The sequence below is a fragment of the Paraburkholderia sp. WS6 genome (assembly GCF_030464835.1).
GTDB lineage: Bacteria > Pseudomonadota > Gammaproteobacteria > Burkholderiales > Burkholderiaceae > Paraburkholderia > Paraburkholderia madseniana.
Genome location: NZ_JALQCK010000079.1, coordinates 1 through 16,869 on the forward strand (window position 1 = coordinate 1; position 16,869 = coordinate 16,869).

General features: G+C 60.9%; 19 protein-coding genes and 1 pseudogene. 13 read left to right on the plus strand and 7 right to left on the minus strand.

What is annotated here, in order from left to right; translation table 11 throughout:
- The coding region (locus tag M0D64_RS43635; RefSeq protein ID WP_266262155.1) for a hypothetical protein at positions 1-207 on the plus strand (207 nt) is incomplete at its 5' end.
- 62 nt (positions 208-269) lie between these two features.
- On the opposite strand, the gene M0D64_RS43640 is transcribed toward M0D64_RS43635, so the two are convergent.
- The 3 genes from M0D64_RS43640 to M0D64_RS43650 all read right to left on the minus strand — a co-directional run bounded on the left by M0D64_RS43640 (position 270) and on the right by M0D64_RS43650 (position 3,559).
- A complete protein-coding gene (locus M0D64_RS43640; RefSeq protein ID WP_154567239.1) occupies positions 270-1,949 on the minus strand; it encodes an ABC-F family ATP-binding cassette domain-containing protein in 1,680 nt (559 codons plus the stop codon).
- Positions 1,950-2,453: 504 nt separating this feature from the next.
- A complete protein-coding gene (locus M0D64_RS43645; RefSeq protein ID WP_266240435.1) occupies positions 2,454-3,233 on the minus strand; it encodes an SDR family oxidoreductase in 780 nt (259 codons plus the stop codon).
- Complete coding sequence (locus tag M0D64_RS43650; RefSeq protein WP_266240436.1) at positions 3,233-3,559, minus strand: nuclear transport factor 2 family protein; 327 nt, start codon at positions 3,557-3,559, stop codon at positions 3,233-3,235. The genes M0D64_RS43645 and M0D64_RS43650 overlap by 1 nt, the downstream gene beginning before the upstream one ends.
- 89 nt (positions 3,560-3,648) lie before the next feature.
- Here M0D64_RS43650 and M0D64_RS43655 point away from each other — a divergent pair, with 89 nt between their 5' ends.
- The 4 genes from M0D64_RS43655 to M0D64_RS43670 all read left to right on the plus strand — a co-directional run bounded on the left by M0D64_RS43655 (position 3,649) and on the right by M0D64_RS43670 (position 7,060).
- Entirely contained in the window at positions 3,649-4,017 is a 369-nt protein-coding gene (locus M0D64_RS43655; RefSeq protein WP_301717761.1) for a helix-turn-helix domain-containing protein, read from the plus strand.
- A gap of 594 nt (positions 4,018-4,611) precedes the next feature.
- On the plus strand, positions 4,612-5,649 hold the full coding sequence (locus M0D64_RS43660; RefSeq protein WP_154567235.1) for a zinc-dependent alcohol dehydrogenase family protein: 1,038 nt from the start codon (positions 4,612-4,614) through the stop codon (positions 5,647-5,649).
- Positions 5,650-5,708: 59 nt separating this feature from the next.
- Positions 5,709-6,752, plus strand: a complete 1,044-nt coding sequence (locus M0D64_RS43665) for a DnaJ C-terminal domain-containing protein (RefSeq protein ID WP_266240438.1) — start codon at positions 5,709-5,711, stop codon at positions 6,750-6,752.
- Positions 6,749-7,060 (plus strand): chaperone modulator CbpM, encoded by a 312-nt coding sequence (locus tag M0D64_RS43670; protein ID WP_266240439.1) that lies wholly within the window; start codon positions 6,749-6,751, stop codon positions 7,058-7,060. Before M0D64_RS43665 ends, M0D64_RS43670 begins: the two co-directional genes overlap by 4 nt.
- 15 nt (positions 7,061-7,075) lie before the next feature.
- On the opposite strand, the gene M0D64_RS43675 is transcribed toward M0D64_RS43670, so the two are convergent.
- From M0D64_RS43675 to M0D64_RS43685, 3 genes are all read right to left on the minus strand, one after another.
- Complete coding sequence (locus M0D64_RS43675; RefSeq protein ID WP_171929091.1) at positions 7,076-7,252, minus strand: hypothetical protein; 177 nt, start codon at positions 7,250-7,252, stop codon at positions 7,076-7,078.
- Positions 7,253-7,359: 107 nt separating this feature from the next.
- A complete protein-coding gene (locus tag M0D64_RS43680) occupies positions 7,360-8,169 on the minus strand; it encodes a PRC-barrel domain-containing protein (protein WP_171929090.1) in 810 nt (269 codons plus the stop codon).
- A gap of 60 nt (positions 8,170-8,229) precedes the next feature.
- Entirely contained in the window at positions 8,230-8,820 is a 591-nt protein-coding gene (locus tag M0D64_RS43685) for a YSC84-related protein (RefSeq protein ID WP_154567230.1), read from the minus strand.
- Between the two features lie 347 nt (positions 8,821-9,167).
- Between M0D64_RS43685 and M0D64_RS43690 the strand changes: the two genes are divergently transcribed.
- From M0D64_RS43690 to M0D64_RS43700, 3 genes are all read left to right on the plus strand, one after another.
- Positions 9,168-9,887 (plus strand): Crp/Fnr family transcriptional regulator, encoded by a 720-nt coding sequence (locus M0D64_RS43690; RefSeq protein WP_266262156.1) that lies wholly within the window; start codon positions 9,168-9,170, stop codon positions 9,885-9,887.
- A gap of 321 nt (positions 9,888-10,208) precedes the next feature.
- The gene (locus tag M0D64_RS43695) at positions 10,209-10,364 is read left to right on the plus strand and encodes a DUF3309 family protein (RefSeq protein ID WP_154567228.1); all 156 of its coding nucleotides are present in this window, start codon (positions 10,209-10,211) and stop codon (positions 10,362-10,364) included.
- 205 nt (positions 10,365-10,569) lie between these two features.
- The gene (locus tag M0D64_RS43700; RefSeq protein ID WP_154567227.1) at positions 10,570-10,962 is read left to right on the plus strand and encodes a PRC-barrel domain-containing protein; all 393 of its coding nucleotides are present in this window, start codon (positions 10,570-10,572) and stop codon (positions 10,960-10,962) included.
- A gap of 204 nt (positions 10,963-11,166) precedes the next feature.
- Here the strand turns inward: M0D64_RS43700 and M0D64_RS43705 are convergent.
- Positions 11,167-11,313, minus strand: a pseudogene (locus M0D64_RS43705) (twin-arginine translocation pathway signal); the annotation flags it as partial.
- A 360-nt stretch (positions 11,314-11,673) separates the two neighbouring features.
- On the opposite strand from M0D64_RS43705, the gene M0D64_RS43710 reads away from it, so the two are divergent.
- From M0D64_RS43710 to M0D64_RS43730, 5 genes are all read left to right on the plus strand, one after another.
- Positions 11,674-12,561, plus strand: coding sequence for a LysR substrate-binding domain-containing protein (locus tag M0D64_RS43710; RefSeq protein ID WP_266262157.1), 888 nt, complete (start codon positions 11,674-11,676; stop codon positions 12,559-12,561).
- Positions 12,562-12,657: 96 nt separating this feature from the next.
- Positions 12,658-13,407, plus strand: a complete 750-nt coding sequence (locus tag M0D64_RS43715; protein ID WP_266262158.1) for an SDR family NAD(P)-dependent oxidoreductase — start codon at positions 12,658-12,660, stop codon at positions 13,405-13,407.
- A gap of 80 nt (positions 13,408-13,487) precedes the next feature.
- A complete protein-coding gene (locus M0D64_RS43720; protein WP_266262159.1) occupies positions 13,488-14,816 on the plus strand; it encodes an MFS transporter in 1,329 nt (442 codons plus the stop codon).
- Positions 14,817-14,860: 44 nt separating this feature from the next.
- On the plus strand, positions 14,861-15,703 hold the full coding sequence (locus M0D64_RS43725; RefSeq protein WP_171929086.1) for a transketolase: 843 nt from the start codon (positions 14,861-14,863) through the stop codon (positions 15,701-15,703).
- Positions 15,700-16,704, plus strand: coding sequence for a transketolase family protein (locus M0D64_RS43730; RefSeq protein WP_266262160.1), 1,005 nt, complete (start codon positions 15,700-15,702; stop codon positions 16,702-16,704). Before M0D64_RS43725 ends, M0D64_RS43730 begins: the two co-directional genes overlap by 4 nt.
- Positions 16,705-16,869 lie beyond the last annotated feature (165 nt).

The window sequence follows — 16,869 nt, forward strand, 5'->3', positions numbered from 1 at the left end:
AGCTGGCGCATGCGCATGTCGTCGGTCATGCGCTGGCGCAGTGGACTGGCGTTTGTCTGTGAGGAGGTCATGATTTGGCTCCTGCTGGAGAACGAGGCGGATTGCCTCATTCGCCAACATACGGAACCGCGCGACCGAACTCTCCCTGACCACCGGCGCCTGACCGGAGCCCCCTACCGCGCGAGCGGTTTCGTTCTTCGACCCTAACCGGCCCTTCGACTCGATGCGAGCGCTCTGGCAGCTTCCAAACTGGAACTGCCAGGGGGTGTTCAGGCGACGACCTTCTGCTCTCCGGCAGCTTGCTCGCGCATGCGACGGGCTTCGTCGCGCAGGAACTGCTGGTAATCGTCCAGATCGCCGTCGAAGGGCTCGACGCCACCCTTGGTAACGAGCCAGAACTCGTCACATACCGCGCGCAGCAGCGACCGGTCGTGACTGACCAGCATCACTGTGCCTTCGAATTCGTTGAGTGCCATGCCTAGCGCTTCGCGTGTGGCCAGGTCGAGGTGGTTGGTAGGCTCGTCGAGCAGCAGCAGGTTGGGGCGTTGCCACACGATCATGCACAACACGAGCCGCGCCTTTTCGCCGCCGCTCATCGTGCCGACCGCCTGATGGACCATGTCACCACTGAAGTTGAAGGTGCCGAGGAAGGTACGAAGCGATTGTTCGGTGCCGCTCTGGCCGGGGGCACGCAGGTGCGCCGGTGTGTCCTTCGCAAGGCGGATCATGTGTTCTAGCGGTGTGTCGAGGGGACGCAGCACGTCGAGTTCCTGCTGTGCGAAGTAGCCGATGTTCAGGCCCTTGCCTTCGCTGATTTCGCCGGCAATCGGCGCCAGCTCGTGCGCCACCGTCTTCACCAGCGTCGACTTGCCCTGGCCGTTGGCACCGAGAATGCCGATGCGCTGCCCGGCCAGCACGGAGCGGTTGATGCCCCGCACGATGACCGTCGGCGGCGTGTCCGGCGCTGCGTCGGTCGGCGCGGGGTAGCCGAAGCTCGCGTCCAGCATCGACAATAGCGGGTTCGGGACGTTGAGCGGCTCCTTGAACTCGAAGGTGAACTCCGCGTCGGCAAGCACCGGTGCGATCTTCTCCATGCGTTCGAGCGCCTTGACCCGGCTCTGCGCCTGCTTCGCCTTCGAGGCCTTGGCCTTGAAACGGTCGATGAATTTCTGCAGGTGGGCGATCTTGTCCGCCTGCCTCGCCATCGCGGCCTGCTGCAACTGCAGTTGCTCGGCGCGCATCTCTTCGAACTTGCTGTAGTTGCCGCCATAACGCACCAGCTTGGCGTTGTCGACGTGCACGGTCACCTGCGTCACCGCGTCGAGGAATTCGCGGTCGTGGCTGATCACGACCATGGTTCCCTCGTAGCGCTTGAGCCACGCTTCCAGCCAGACCAGCGCGTCGAGGTCGAGGTGATTGGTTGGTTCGTCGAGCAGCAGCAAGTCGGACGGACACATGAGCGCTCGCGCCAGCTGCAGTCGCATGCGCCAGCCGCCGGAGAAGCTGTTGACCGGCTGGCCAAGCTGGGCAGCACTGAAGCCCAGGCCTTGGATCAGCGCCTGGGCGCGTGCGGGAGCATCGTGTGCACCGGCGTCGTGCAGGGCCATGTAGGCGTGCGCCATGCGCATGCCATCGTCGCTGGCCTCAGCAGCGGTTACTTCGGCCTGCGCTGCCAGCAGGATGGTGTCACCCTCGATGACGAAGTCGGTCGCACTCTGCTCGGTCTCCGGCATTTCCTGCGCGACCTGGCCCATCTTCCATGCAGCGGGAATCGAGAACTCGCCGCCGTCTTCGTGCAGCGTGCCGTTGAGAAGGCCGAAGAAGGATGACTTGCCGGCGCCATTGCGGCCGACAAGGCCAATCTTTTCGCCGGGGGTGAAGGTGACGGACGCGCCGTCGAGTACGACATTGACGCCACGGCGCAGCGTGACATTACGGACGGAAATCATAAGGAGCTACTTCGGAGAGGACAGGCATGATAGCCCACCGGACGTACGGGGCCGTCTCTTTTCTGGCCGAACGAGTGAAGAACCGCTTGCGCTTTGCGGCGCCCACCCGCCACAAAGCGAGGCGGGCACTGGCGCACCGGGCGTTCCGGCTGCGGGGAGAATGCGTGCTCCCGGCCAGTTTGAGCCATTCAGAGGAAGCTTTCGCGGGTCCGCTCCCGGCTCGACATGAGACGGTCGCTGATCGCGCTCTGAGCTTGCCCGTCCGCCATTCCAGGGCATCGCGAATTGCGGACGAAGGGTGACCTGCTATGTGACCTGACGTCCAGGTGCGACAACGCCGCTGAATAATGCCCGGTCCACCACGGGTGGCCGTGCTGCAGAAAAGCAGAGGTTCATTGGGCGGGCACACCACGTGAAGGCCGGCGCCTGAACTGGAACCGCTACCTGCGAAACGCGCTTCGCGTGCGCCGAAGCACGTCGACGTCCACCGACAAGCGGCTCAGATCACGCAGTCGGAACAGTTCCGCCGTCGATGACGTACTCAGTGCCGGTGATGGCGCTGGCCCGCGCGGAGACGAGGAAACCGATGAGTTCTGCCACCTCCCGGGGAGAGCATGGCCGGCCGAGAGGAATGCCTCCGAGCGAATCCATGATGATCTTGCGAGCGCCGTCCGTGTCGATGCCGTTCTGCCGGGCGATCTCAGCAACGAGACCCGCGGCGGCATCCGTTTCAACCCAGCCGGGGGAGACACGCACGACCCGAACGCCTTTCGGACTAACTTCCTTGGACAAGGCTTTGCTGTAGTTCGACAGGGCAGCCTTGGCGGCGGCATAGGCAATCGTGGCCTCCGGCAACGGTAACTGCCGCTGGATCGACGTGACGTGGATGATGACGCCCGAGCGTTGCTCGACCATCGAGGGCAACAGCGCGCGATCGATGCGTACTGCCGGGAACAGGTTCAGGCTCAATGCCTTGTTCCATTCGTCGTCGTCGAGCACACTGAAGCCACCCGCTGGCGCAGATGATCCACCCGCCACATGCACGATTATATCGACGCCGCCGAGCCGCTCGAGCACGGCGTCGACAATGGTTTTACAACCCTCGGCCGTCGTGATATCCGCACCGATGAACCTTTCTTCGGTAAGGTCATCGGAACGCGAACGTGCCGTCGCGAGGACGTTCGCTCCCGCCTCGCAAAGGTGTGCGACAACGGATTTACCGACGCCTTTGGTCCCGCCTGTAACAAGCGCCCGAAGGCCCCGAAGTTCAAGTGCCGCGCTCATCAGCGAATCTCCAGAGACGCGATCTTGCCGTCGGCCAGAACAAACGTGTAGGTCAGCTCGACCGGGCTGCCGGGGAAGGCGCCCGTGAGCCTGGCGCGCATCGTCACGGCGGCGCCATCCTGGGACAAGTCCAGCGGCTCGATGGCGTACTGGTACCTGGCTTTGGTGTCTTTCTTCCAGGCCTGGATGGCTTCGAGCCCCTCGATAGTGCGGCCCTCGTCGCGCACGACGGCGTCAGCAGCGAAGCAGTTCGCGAGAGGAGCGGTGTCGCTGGTGGTTTCCGCGTTCAGATAGGCATCCAGTGGCGGGGGCAGGGTCATGTTCATCGGACTTTTCCTGAACGTCACGTTTGCATGTCCCAATGATGGCGCTATAGTTACCACATCGCAAGAACGCACTAAAAAGTAAGTAAGCCGTGCCCAACCGAAAAGCCTACACTCCCACGACTGCCGCGATCGACGTCGAAGCCGCATTCAAGCTGCTGGAAGGACGTTGGAAGCTGGTGATCCTGTTTCACCTTTTCGGTGGTCAGGTGCGACGTTTTTCGGACCTCGAGAGGCTAATCCCCAGCATCACGCAAAAGATGCTTGCCCAGCAGCTGCGCCGCCTCGAAGAGGACGGCATTGTGACGCGCACGGTCTATCACCAGGTGCCGCCGAAGGTGGACTACCGCCTCACCGATTGGGGGCAGGCCCTGTGCCCGGCACTGGATGCGATCCTGAAATGGGCGGAGCACCGTGAAGACTTTCCATCGGCTGCGTCGAGTGTGCGTGCCGAAGACTGACAGACCTGTTTTCCTGAATTCGAATTCTGTGGGTCGTTGACGAGGTGTCTGCTGCAAGTCAACGGATACGTCTGCATCGGTTTGGGGTGCTTTCCCAACGTTTTCGGAGTCACACCGTCGGGGCGCGGTATGGTCGGACCGCGTCAGCGATCCGCCACTTTCCGTGATGGCCGACGAGATAAAGGCCGACGCGTTATCCGCGGTCGTCTCATGTCGCTCCCGGAGCGGACGGTGGTAAAGCTTGTCCGCGCGGCTCCATCGGGTCGAGCTGAGCCACTAATGTGATCCTGGTGGCCGTCACCGGATACGGACTGCCGGCGGATTGCCTCAAATCAGCCGAGGCTGGGTTCGACCATCATCTGACCAAGCCGGTCGACTATGAAGCCTTGATCCGGTTATTTGGCGTAGGGACGCAGGGGACGCCACGCACGTAGGGGTTCCCTCAGCCGCCATGCGGTCTGCCACCGTACCGACTTTTTCCGGGTGACACGGCAGAGTGGGTTCAAGCGACGACAGCCGCGCGTCAGTTCAATCGCCCGAACAGACATGAATCACTGCGTACGGGCCGATCCAATGCAACCGGAGTTACCGACAATGAAAGCACTCGTTTATCTTGGCCCTGGCAAGAAGGCAGTTGAAGAACGGCCCAAACCCGAGATCGAGGCGTCCACCGACGCCATCGTCAAGATCAGCAAGACGACAATTTGCGGCACGGACCTGCACATTCTCAAGGGCGACGTCGCGACCTGTCAGCCCGGCCGCGTGCTCGGCCATGAAGGTACCGGCGTAATCGAGCAGGTCGGAGCAGGCGTCACGGCGTTCAAGCCAGGCGAACGCGTCCTGATTTCTTGCATCAGCGCATGCGGTAAGTGCATGTACTGCCGCAAACTCATGTATTCCCATTGTGTCAGCGGCGGCTGGATTCTTGGCAACAGGATCGATGGCACGCAGGCCGAGTTCGTGCGGATTCCGCACGCGGATACCAGTCTTTACCGGATTCCCGACGGCGCCGACGAAGAAGCGCTGGTGATGCTGAGCGATATTCTGCCGACGGGCTTCGAGTGCGGTGTGCTCAATGGGAGGGTGCAGCCCGGTAGCATCGTGGCTATTGTCGGCAGCGGGCCGATCGGGCTTGCGGCATTGCTCACAGCCCGGTTCTATTCTCCCGCCGAAATCATCATGGTCGATCTGGACGATAACCGGCTAGAGACCGCAAAGCGTTTCGGTGCGACCGCGGTGATCAACAACGCGGATGGCAATGCGGTGAAGGCGATCATGAAACTCACGGCCGACCGTGGCGTCGATACCGCAATAGAGGCGGTCGGCATTCCGGCTACCTTTGAATTGTGCGAGGCTATCATCGCGCCGGGCGGGACGATTGCGAACGTCGGAGTACATGGCGTCAAGGTGGATCTTCATCTGGAGCATCTGTGGGACCGAAACATCACCATCACCACGCGGCTGGTCGATACCGTGAGTACACCGATGCTGATGGATACGTTGCGCGCCCGCAAGCTCGATGCCAGACTTCTGATTACACACCGCTTCAGGCTCGATCAGATTCTCGACGCCTACGGGACCTTCGAGCGTGCTGCTGACACGCGCGCGCTGAAGGTGATCATCTCGGCATAGCCGTTCGCCGCGACGATAGTGTTACCGCTCTAGCGCGGCCTCTCTCATAGGCCTTGGATATGAAATACAAAGACTATTACGAAGTGCTGGGATTGCCGCGCAGCGCGACACAGGACGATATCAAGCGTACGTATCGCAAGCTCGCTCGCAAATATCACCCGGACCTGAGCAAACTCGACGACGCGGAGCCACGCTTCAAGGAGGTCGGCGAGGCGTACAGCGTGCTCAAAGACACGGAAAAGCGCGCAGCCTACGACCGGATGGGCGACCAGTGGCGCAATGGTCAGGACTTCGAGCCGCCGCCGCAGTGGGACGAGGGCTTCGAATTCAGCGGCGGGGAAGACCGCGGAGCCGAGGATGCACGCTTCAGCGAATTCTTTGAGGCACTGTTTCGCGGTGAACATGCCGGTGGTGGTCGCGCCTCGACAAGACGCGGGCGGCACGCTGCCGGCGGCAGACATGATCGCGCAACCGCCCAAGATATGGAGGACGCCTATGGCGGTGTGCCGCACTCGGCTTCGGGCCAGGACCACCATGCCAAAGTGGTGATCGATCTGGAAGATACCTATCGTGGGGCGCAGCGTACGATTTCGCTGGAGATGCCAGTACTCGATGCGAGCGGCCGTGCCGTGCTGAAGTCGCGGACGCTTGACGTCTCCATTCCGAAGGGCGTGCACAGTGGGCAGCATTTGCGACTCGCCGGCCAAGGGGGGACGGGTTTCGGCGAGGGGCGCGCTGGAGACCTGTACCTGGAAATCGCGTTGCGCCAGCATGGACTTTTTCGCGTCGACGGCCGCGATGTGACGATCGTCGTGCCGGTCGCCCCTTGGGAAGCGGCACTTGGCGCGCGCATTACCGTGCCGACGCCCGACGGCGCCGTCGAAATAGCCATACCCAAAGATTCCAGCGGAGGCCGACGCTTACGCTTGAAAGGCAAGGGAATCCCCGCGAGCGGCCCGACCGGTACATCGGGCGATCTCTATGCGCAATTGAACATCGTTCTGCCGCTGGCTGACAGCGAGCAGGCACGCGCGGCTTACGAGACACTACGACAGGCATGCGGCTTCAATCCGCGCGCGCACTTTTCAGGTGATGCATCATGAACGAATCGCGCACTGGGTGGCTCGAATGCCTGATCGTCGAGGAGCAGGTGGAGTTCACGCTACTCGAATTGTGCCGGGTGTCCGGCGCTTCTGAAGTCCAGCTCGTTGAATGGATCGAGCAAGGCGCAATTGAGCCGAAATACGTCAGCGAGGACGATGGCCCGCACTTCGACGGCGTCTCATTGCGCCGCGCCCGCAAGGCTCGCCATCTCGCGCAGGATCTCGAGATCAACGCTGCTGGCATCGCGCTCGCACTTGATCTGCTTGATGAAATCGAAGCCTTGCGAGCGCGGTATCTGAGGCGATAGGGCAGCTCCTTCACGCTATTTCAGGTTGTTGAGCTCGGCACGTGCAAGCGTCTCGGCCGATTTCCATGCGACATCTTCACGTTCGAAGAAAGTGTCGAGTTTGATGACGAGTTCGTTGCTCTTCGCTGCGCCCTTCGGAACGACACACACGCTCGCCACCCAGCCATCGGCAATATGGTCTCTGACTGTCATGTAAGCGTCATGTGTTGTGCTTGAGATGATTCTGTCCGCCATGGTGTCACCCGTCTGAGTAAACGACAGCCACATTGGCCGTCGTCGCTGCTGGTAAATCTCGCGGTTCATTCCGATGCGACTGGCTCGTCGGCGCCTGCGTCCGACCAATATCCATGCTTGTCGTAAAACTGGTGCAGCACGACCTCGTAACGCCGGTCGATCGGCATCGAGTCGTCATAAGCTGGGCTATTCTTGATGACGTCACGCGTCAATGCCGTCGATACGGTTGAATCGAACCAGTCGACTTCGCCGATCCAGTGAATCGCGATGAGCACGGCCTTGCCACCGGGCCACCAGTTGTGCGTCTCTACGACCAGGTAACGAATCGCCCAGTCGGTGTCGTCGTAAATGAAGTCCGATACGTGACCGATGCTGCCGTCGGCCGTCTTGAGGTGGTAGCCCTTGACCTCGTCGGTGCTACGCAGATGGACGTCGGGTTGCGGTTTGTTCGTATCCAGGGTTGGCCCTGGTGGCTCATCGGGCAGGGCGTCAGGCGCTACACCTGTTGGGTCATAGGCCGGGTAGGCGCCCATCCCCCATAGGTTTGGGCCGCCCCAATAGGTCGGATAGCTGTAGTAGCGCAGATACTCGATCTCGTGCTGCCGCGATACCGGCTTGTGGGCGTCCAGCATTGGGCTGTCCCTCACTTGCTGCCGGGAGAGGCCGACATGCACGACACTCGATCCGGGATCGGTGTGTTTCACCGAATACGGCGAAACCAGCACTTGCCGGTCATTGAGCCAATTGCCTGTTTCGACCACCAGGTAGCGCACACCCCATGACTCGTCGTCGAAATAGGCCTGGCTAACTGAGCCGATGTCGCCGTCCACTGCGCTAACGGTGCTTCCGTGCAAGTCTCGCATGCTTCGTAACATGGTTTCTCTACCCTGTGTTTCGACGAGGGCGCACATCACGCGCGTCCCTCGGCCTCAATTTCAAAGCGACGTGAGCCGCGTGACTTTTGTGCCTTCCAGCGACGCGCCGGCCATCAGGCCACTGTTGGTCAACACGAAAGCGTCGACCTGTCCGGTCGCGGTGCTAGTGTCGAGATTGCCGTTCGCACCGACTTTCAGCACGGCCACGGAGGCGTCGCCGCCAGCCGACCATCCGTCCCTGCTACGGAAGCGGTTGAGCGACTCGTCGGTCATGAACAGGAAGACGATTGCGCGCGATTGCGCGCCGATCTGCCAGCCGATCGAACCGGTCGCCGTGCTGTAGTAGCCGACCGTGTGTCCGCCGACGCGCAAGGAGCCTTCGCCATACTGACCGCCGACCACGAAGCCGGCATCGATCACCGACGGGAACGTCAGTATCCCGTGCGCCTTGCCGACCAGTTCGCGTGATCCGCTTGCCATACCGTACAGGCGAGTCAGAGTCGAGTCGACGCCTGCATCGATGGAGCGGCGCTTGTCCATCTGCTGACTGCGGCTCGCATCGGAAGAAGAGGTGGTGGTGCAACCTGAGAGCGCTGCGCCGAGCACCAGAAGCGATCCGGATGTGCTCCGGATGAAGGTTCGTCTAAGCATGATTTTCTCCGCGCTGGTCAACGATAGAAGACACGCTACGCGCACGCGCGGCAGAAAGCGGTACGACAACGTACAGAGATCTGTCTATGTTCAAACGCACAATCGACGACGCATTTCTCGCAGTTGACAGACTTGTCCGCGCAGAACCCGTTAAGGCGTGGCCGGTGGCGCGTCGCGACGGACCACCAGGCGCACGCGAACTATAATTTAAACAGGGTTTAGTCTGGTTCGACGTCCTCGCCCCATTCGTCTGGCGCATTCATGCAACTACTGCTGATGCCTGATACTGTTAAGAACAATTCTGCGAAAACGGTGCAGTTTCTGGACGGGATGTCGGGGAGCGAGACATGGAAAACGAAAGTCATTCCAAAGAAAACCACCTGCTTTCGGTTCTGCCGGAAGCAGAGCGGGCGCGCGTGGCGCCGCATCTCGTACCGGTCGAAATGCCCCTGGGGCAGGTCGTGTACGAGTCTGGCGATCGCCTTGATCATGTCTATTTTCCGACAACGTCCATCGTATCGCTGCTCTATGTGATGGAGGACGGCGCGTCCGCCGAGATCGCAATTGTGGGCAACGAAGGGATCATCGGTATTGCGCTCTTCATGGGCGGTGAAACAACGCCGAACCGGGCAGTCGTGCAAAGCGCAGGACGGGCGTATCGACTGGATGCGCGCATCCTGAAAGAGGAATTCCATCGCGCTGGCCCGGTGCAGCGGTTATTGCTGCGCTATACCCAGGCATTGATCACACAGATGGCCCAGACCGCCGTCTGCAACCGACATCATTCGATCGACCAGCAATTGTGCCGCTGGCTGCTGCTCAGCATGGACCGCCTGCCGTCAAACGAGCTGAAGATGACACAGGAACTGATCGCCAACATGCTTGGCGTGCGCAGATCCGGCGTGACGGAAGCGGCGCTGAAACTCCCGGACGCGGGGCTGATTCGCTACGGTCATGGCCACATCGAGGTACTGGATCGACCGGGACTCGAAAAGCGTGTGTGCGAGTGCTATAGCGTGGTGAAACGAGAGTTCGACCGGTTGTTGCCCGATCTGAAGGCGATATAAAACGCGCATTATTCCTGGCCGGCCAGGGTGCATTCGGACTGACAGTCCGGCAATGCCCCCAGACGGCCGAGCCCCGCCACACGGCAGTCGCGAACGCCGGGCGGAAAAAAAGAAATCCCGATGTCCACCACCGTACCGACTGCGCGGCAAATCAATGCCAGCCTCAGGCTACAGGACGGCCCTTTTCCGGGTTGTGCGGATGCCGGTCAGCATCACATTCAATTTGCGAAGATAACTCGCGACAGGCCAGAAGATTCCGGGCACGTGGCGAGAGAGCGGCGATGGGCTCGTCGTAATACGGAGTCGGAAAGGAGTCGTCTCATGTTGAGCATACTATTGATAGTTGTACTGGCGTTCCTGTTGATGGGCGCGATGCCGACCTGGCCGCACAGTCGTTCGTGGGGCTATATGCCAAGCGGGGCGCTGGGTGTGCTGCTGGTCGTCGTTCTCATCTTGCTGCTTCTGGGCAGAATATAAGAACGCGAATTCCTGTCTGGATGATCCGCTCACGGCGTGTCGCTGTCTTAGTGTGCCATCAGAAACCGTACGGCGATGCAAAGGAGCAACTGAAGAAGCAGCCGTAGTCTGTTTGCACAGACAGGTCTTGAGGCGTCACCTAGTGGGTCAAGTTGCTCGCGTGACGCCTTTACCAACGAATGCTTTCGAACCGCGGGGGTGCACGATGAAACAGGTTATTACGCTGATATCGGTGGCTGTGCTCGGAACGGCCCTGACCACGGGAACACTGCGGGCTCAGGGAACGCAACAATCCATCACGGCGAAACGCGTTGATGTCGTCCAGCTGGCGACGGGATATCGGGCCTCCAGGATCAACGGATCGCCCGTCTATAACCGCAACAAGGACAATATCGGAACAATAGACGATCTGATCGTCAGCCCAACCGATCGGGTTCCCTACGTCATCCTCTCGGTAGGCGGGTTTCTCGGGATGGGAACCCATCTCGTCGCAGTACCGTTTGGCAGCCTTCAGGTCATCGACAAGCAGATGCGGCTACAGGATGCGACTAGGGAGTCCCTCAAAGGATTGCCGGAGTTCAGGTACGCGCCTGAGTAACGGCTGCCGCCGGTTTGGATGCGACTACGCGGGCAGGCGACGATCGTCGCGCGAGGCTTGCGCCAGTGCTCCAGACCGCCAGACGTATTGACACGCGAAAACCGCGAAAGAAGAGGGCGATGTCGTGGGAATGTGCATGGCGTTCCGGCAGGATCGAAAAACGCCAGGCCGGCACGCGGGCACCGCCCCGCCTGTTTTGGGGCACTACAGTGACTTCAGCCTGGTGACCTTCGTATCTTCGAGCGCCACGCCGACCATCAACCCACTGTTCGTGAGCACGAACGCTTCGACCGGCGCTGTCGCGGTGGTGGTATCAATGTTCCCGTTCGCACCGACTTTCAGGAGTTGGACCTGCTGAGATATGGCGTCACAAAGCTGCCGCTAGCGCAGGCCGAATGTTTTCGACCGGCGGTTTACGGCGAAGGGAGTGAACGCGTACGGTCGGCCACAAGCCGGCAGACGGTCAGAAAATCTGAACGTCGGCAATCGGCCCGAGATCTGCCACTTCCCGACTACCGGATGCTTTCGGTCGCCGGGCTCGCCCTCGTATTCGCACAACGTCTCGTCCCCCTGTGAACCGATTGCCTATCGGCCAAACCCCGGCTTGCCTTTACCTCCTGGATACGCGACATTTCTGGAACCACCTCGCTGACAGTAGCGAAGCAGAACACCCTGATCCAGGACGGTTCGTCACTTCTGCCCCCAGGAACAATGCGCATCCCTCCACTAAAATCCATCGTCGCGTTTGAAAGTGTCGCCCGGACAAAGAGCGTCAATCGGGCGGCTGATGAATTGGGGTTAACACCATCGGCGGTCAGCCATCAAATTGCCAACCTCGAATCCATGGTGGGAAGGCCCTTGTTCACAAGAGTGGGACGGGGACTCGTGTTGACGCCAACGGGTCAGCAATATCTGGCGGATGTCACCGGATCGCTCGCCGATCTGAGCCGCGCGACGGAGCGCGCATCGAGCCAGTCGGGTGTCGAGATTCTTCGCATTCACTCGAGTCCCAGCTTTGGGCTGATGTGGCTGCTACCGCGGCTCGCTTTGTTCCAGGAAGCGAACGGCGACATTCAGTTGAATCTCGCCTGCTCGTATGAGGATGTGTCGTTCACCTCTGGCTTCTATGACGTCGACGTACGGCATGGCTACGCTCATTGGACCGATGGCGAGATCAAAACGCTACGCAACGAGTTCATCGCGCCTCTTGCTTCGGAGGAATACCTGCGAAGACACCCGGTGCGTACTCCCGAGGATCTGCTCGAGCGGCGCCTGATCTTCTCGGAGACTCCTCTTGTGCAGTGGAAGCAATGGTTCGGCAAGTTCGGCGTCGCGGTGTCGCGCAAGGCGTACGATTTCGCGTTCGACCGCTCGTACATGTCGCTCGAGGCCGCGGCATTGGGACACGGCATCGCGCTCGAAAGCACGATGCTCGCATCGGTCCATCTGAAACGAGGTTCGCTCGTACCGGTCTTCGATCGCGCGTATGCGGTCGAGGTCGGAGCCCATCACCTCGTTTACCCTTCCCAGAACGCGGAATTGCCGCGCGTGGCCAAATTTTTGGCCTGGGTCGAGCAAGAGATCAGCCGCGACACCTGAAAATTCTTCAGCAATAGTTGAGCCGGACTGCATTGATCGAGATGGTTGAAGCGCTGAAACTGCGTCTACCAACTAACGTGATCGATGGAGACAAATATGTTGCTCGACAGCAAAGTGGTAATCGTAACCGGCGCAGCCTCGCCGCGTGGCATTGGCAAGGCAACCGCAAAAGCGCTTGCTGCGCAAGGCGCGCGAGTGGTGATTCTGGACCTTCGCAAGGAAGACGCAGAGAGTGCCGCGCGTGACCTCGGCGAAGAACATCTCGGCCTCACCTGCGATGTGACCGACAAGGCCGCATGCATGGCTGCCGCCAAAGCGGTCATCGAGAAGTACGGTCGTGTCGACGGATTGATCAACAACGCGGGTATCACCCAGCCGTTGAAGACGATGGACATCGGAGCCGACAACTTCGATGCGGTCATCGACGTGAACCTGCGCGGTACGCTCTACATGTCGCAGGCGGTCATTCCGCAAATGAGAGAGCAAAAGAGCGGCAGCATCGTCTGCATGTCATCCGTTTCCGCGCAACGCGGCGGCGGCATCTTCGGCGGTCCTCACTACAGCGCCGCAAAAGCGGGCGTACTCGGTCTCGCTCGTGCGATGGCGCGTGAACTCGGGGCGGACAACATCCGCGTCAACTCGATCACACCGGGCCTGATCCAGACCGATATCACCGGTGACAAGCTCACGACGGAGATGCGCGTCGACATCATCAAGGGCATTCCACTCGGCCGACTCGGCGATGCGGCCGACGTCGCTAATGCCTGTCTATTCCTCTCGAGCGACCTGTCGGCCTACCTCACCGGCATCACGCTCGACGTCAACGGCGGAATGTTGATCCACTAAGTACGACATCCGTCGCGCTTGCGGCGGATGGGTCAATGCACCCGGCGGTAAAACCCGGGGCGATATGGCAGGAGACAACCATGAAAACGAAGGCCACTGCGCCGTCAATGACGGGCGATGTCACGTCGCTCGCCGATCCGGCGAGCTTCGAATCAAAAACGTATGCCAAAGTCGGACGGCGCTTGATACCGTTCCTGATGCTGTGCTACCTGGGCGCTTATCTCGATCGTGTCAACGTGGGCTTCGCGAAACTGCAGATGCTCAACGACCTGCGATTCAGCGAAACCGTGTATGGCTTCGGCGCCGGTATTTTCTTCCTCGGTTATTTTCTCTTCGAGGTACCGAGTAATCTCATGTTGCATAAAGTGGGCGCACGAAACTGGCTCGCTCGCATCATGCTGACGTGGGCGGTGATCTCGGCCTGCTTCGTCTTCGTCAAGTCGCCCACCACCTTCTATGTTCTCCGCTTTCTATTGGGCGTGGCCGAGGCAGGGTTCGCGCCAGGCGTCATCCTGTATCTGACTTACTGGTTTCCTTCTGCGCGGCGCGCCAAGGCGCTCTCCCTCTTCTTCATGGCGATTCCACTTGCCGGCATTGTCGGGGGGCCGCTGTCCGGTTACATCCTGCATGCGTTCCAGGGCGTACACGGTCTCGCTGGCTGGAAGTGGCTGTTCATCCTCGAAGCGCTGCCGTCGTTGCTCCTTGGCGTCGCCATCCTGCTCTACCTCGACAACGGTATCGCTGCCGCCAAATGGCTCACTGATCCGGAGAAGGCGCTCCTCGCACGCAACGTGGCGAACGACAACGCCCACAAGATCGCCCATGTGTCGATCAGGTCTTTCATCGGCGATCGTCGTCTGTGGTTGATGGCTGCCATCTACTTCTGCGTCGTGCTCGGTCAGTATGGGCTGACGTTCTGGCTGCCGACGATCATCCGCAAGTCCGGCGTGGCCGACCCGCTGTGGGTGGGCGTCTTTACTGCCGTCCCGTACCTGTGCGCCATCATTGCGCTGCCGCTGGTGGGTGCAAGCGCTGACCGCCATCGCGAGCGTCGTCTGCATCTTGCGATCCCGATGCTCGTATCGGCGGCAGGCTTCGCAACGCTTCCGATGCTGGGCGGAGTCGGCGCGTCGCTGGTGTGTGTCAGCGTGGCGGCCGCCGGCATCCTCGCTTCGTCGTCGCAGTTCTGGTCGCTGCCGACCGCGCTCCTCGGTGGCATGTCCGCCGCAGCGGGTATCGCCGCGGTGAACTGTTTCGCCAATCTCGCAGGGTTCTTCTCGCCGGCCATCGTGGGTTGGTTAAACGACCTGACCGGCAAGTCGACGGCTGGGCTCATCTTTATCTCCGTCGCCATCGTCATCGGTGCCGGGCTTGTTTTCCTCGTGCCAGCCAAAACCGTCAATCGCTGACACCTTTCGCTGCAAAGACTCACTTTTTAAATCAAGGAGACACCATGAACAGTCCCTCATCAGATGGGGTGACGCTCGCCGAGCGCGCCTACCGGATTCGCAGAAACGCCTTGCTGATGGGCGAAGTGCAGGGCCAAGGCTATATCGGCCAGGCACTCGATATCGCCGATGTACTCGCAGTTGCCTACTTCGGCGCGATGCGCTACCAGCCCGACAACCCCGACTGGGAAGGCCGCGACCGCTTCCTGCTGTCCAACGGACACTATGCGATCGCGCTCTACGCCGCGCTGTTCGAAGCCGGCTTCCTGCCACCGGAAGAACTCGAAACCTACGGCAGCGACGACAGCCGGTTGCCCATGTCCGGAATGGCGAGCTACACGCCCGGCATGGAGATGTCCGGCGGCTCGCTCGGCCACGGTCTCACGATCGCGGTGGGTCGCTGCCTGGGACTGAAGCGTAAGGGCTCAAACGCCTTCGTCTACACGCTCTTCTCCGACGGCGAACTCGATGAAGGCGCGATCTGGGAGGGCCTTATGTCGGCCGCTCACTGGAAGCTGGACAACCTGATTGCCATGGTCGACGTCAACAACCAGCAAGCCGACGGTCCCTCCTCGAAGATCATGGCGTTCGAGCCGCTCGTCGAGAAGCTCGAAGCATTTGGCTGGTTCACGCAGCGCGTGGACGGCAACGATATTGACGCAGTGAAGGCGGCCTTCGATGCTGCACGCAATCATCCGAAGGAGCAGCCTCGGATTATCGTTTGCGATACCCGCATGGGCTGCGGCGTGCCGTTCCTCGAAGAACGGGAAAAGAACCATTTCATCCGCGTCGATGCCCATGAGTGGCAACTGGCGCTCGCAGCACTCGAAGCAGGGAGACAAGCATGAGCGACACCACTCTTACCGCGAAGCCGCGCCTGAAGACCTCGGCGATGATCGCTTCTATTGCCGGCGAAGGACAAGTCACGCGTTCCGCGCCGTTCGGCCATGCATTGGCCCAACTGGCCCGGGAGAAGAAGAACGTGATCGGCATGACGGCTGACCTCGGCAAGTACACCGACCTGCATATCTTCGGAAAGGAGTTTCCAGACCGCTACTATCAGATGGGCATGGCCGAGCAGTTGCTGATGGGCGCGGCCGCCGGTATGGCGCATGAAGGCGCCCAGCCGTTCGTGACGACCTACGCCGTATTCGCAACCCGTCGAGCGTATGACTTCATGCACCAGGCCATCGCCGAGGACAACCTCGACGTGAAGATCATCTGCGCGCTGCCGGGCCTCACGACCGGCTACGGACCGAGCCATCAGGCGGCCGAGGATCTTGCCCTCATGCGCGCGATGCCGAACATGACGGTTATCGATCCGTGCGACGCGCTCGATACCGAGCAGATGGTGCCCGCGATCGCAGCGCATAACGGCCCGGTCTATGCGCGCCTGCTGCGTGGCAACGTTCCGGCCGTGCTCGATGAGTACGACTATCAGTTCGAACTGGGCAAGGCGAAGCTGCTTCGCGACGGCGCCGAGGTGCTGATCATCTCGTCGGGCATCATGACCATGCGTTCGCTGGAGGTGGCGAAGTTGCTGGAAGCGGACAACGTGGGAGTTGGCGTGTTGCACGTGCCGACCATCAAGCCGCTCGACACTGAGACGATCTTGCGAGAGGCCCGGCGCACGGGTCGCCTGGTGGTGGTCGCCGAGAATCACTCGGTGATCGGTGGGCTTGGCGAAGCGGTCGCGACCACGCTGCTCACGGCGGGCGTCACGCCGATGTACCGCCAAATCGCACTGCCCGATGAGTTTCTCGGTGCGGGCGCGCTGCCGACCTTGCACGATCGCTATGGCATCTCGACCAACGTCATGGCCGATACCATCAAGGGCTGGCTTGGATGAGCCCACGGTGTCATCCAGACGCAGCGGCACGGCGGACATTGCTCCGCCTGCGAGTGAAACGAGCCGTCTGCTAGCTTGAGAGGGGGACGGTGCGTCAGTTCCGTCGACGCACCGCTACCCATGTGCGTGAATGCATGTAAAGCGGCGGTACGTCGGGATCCTGGA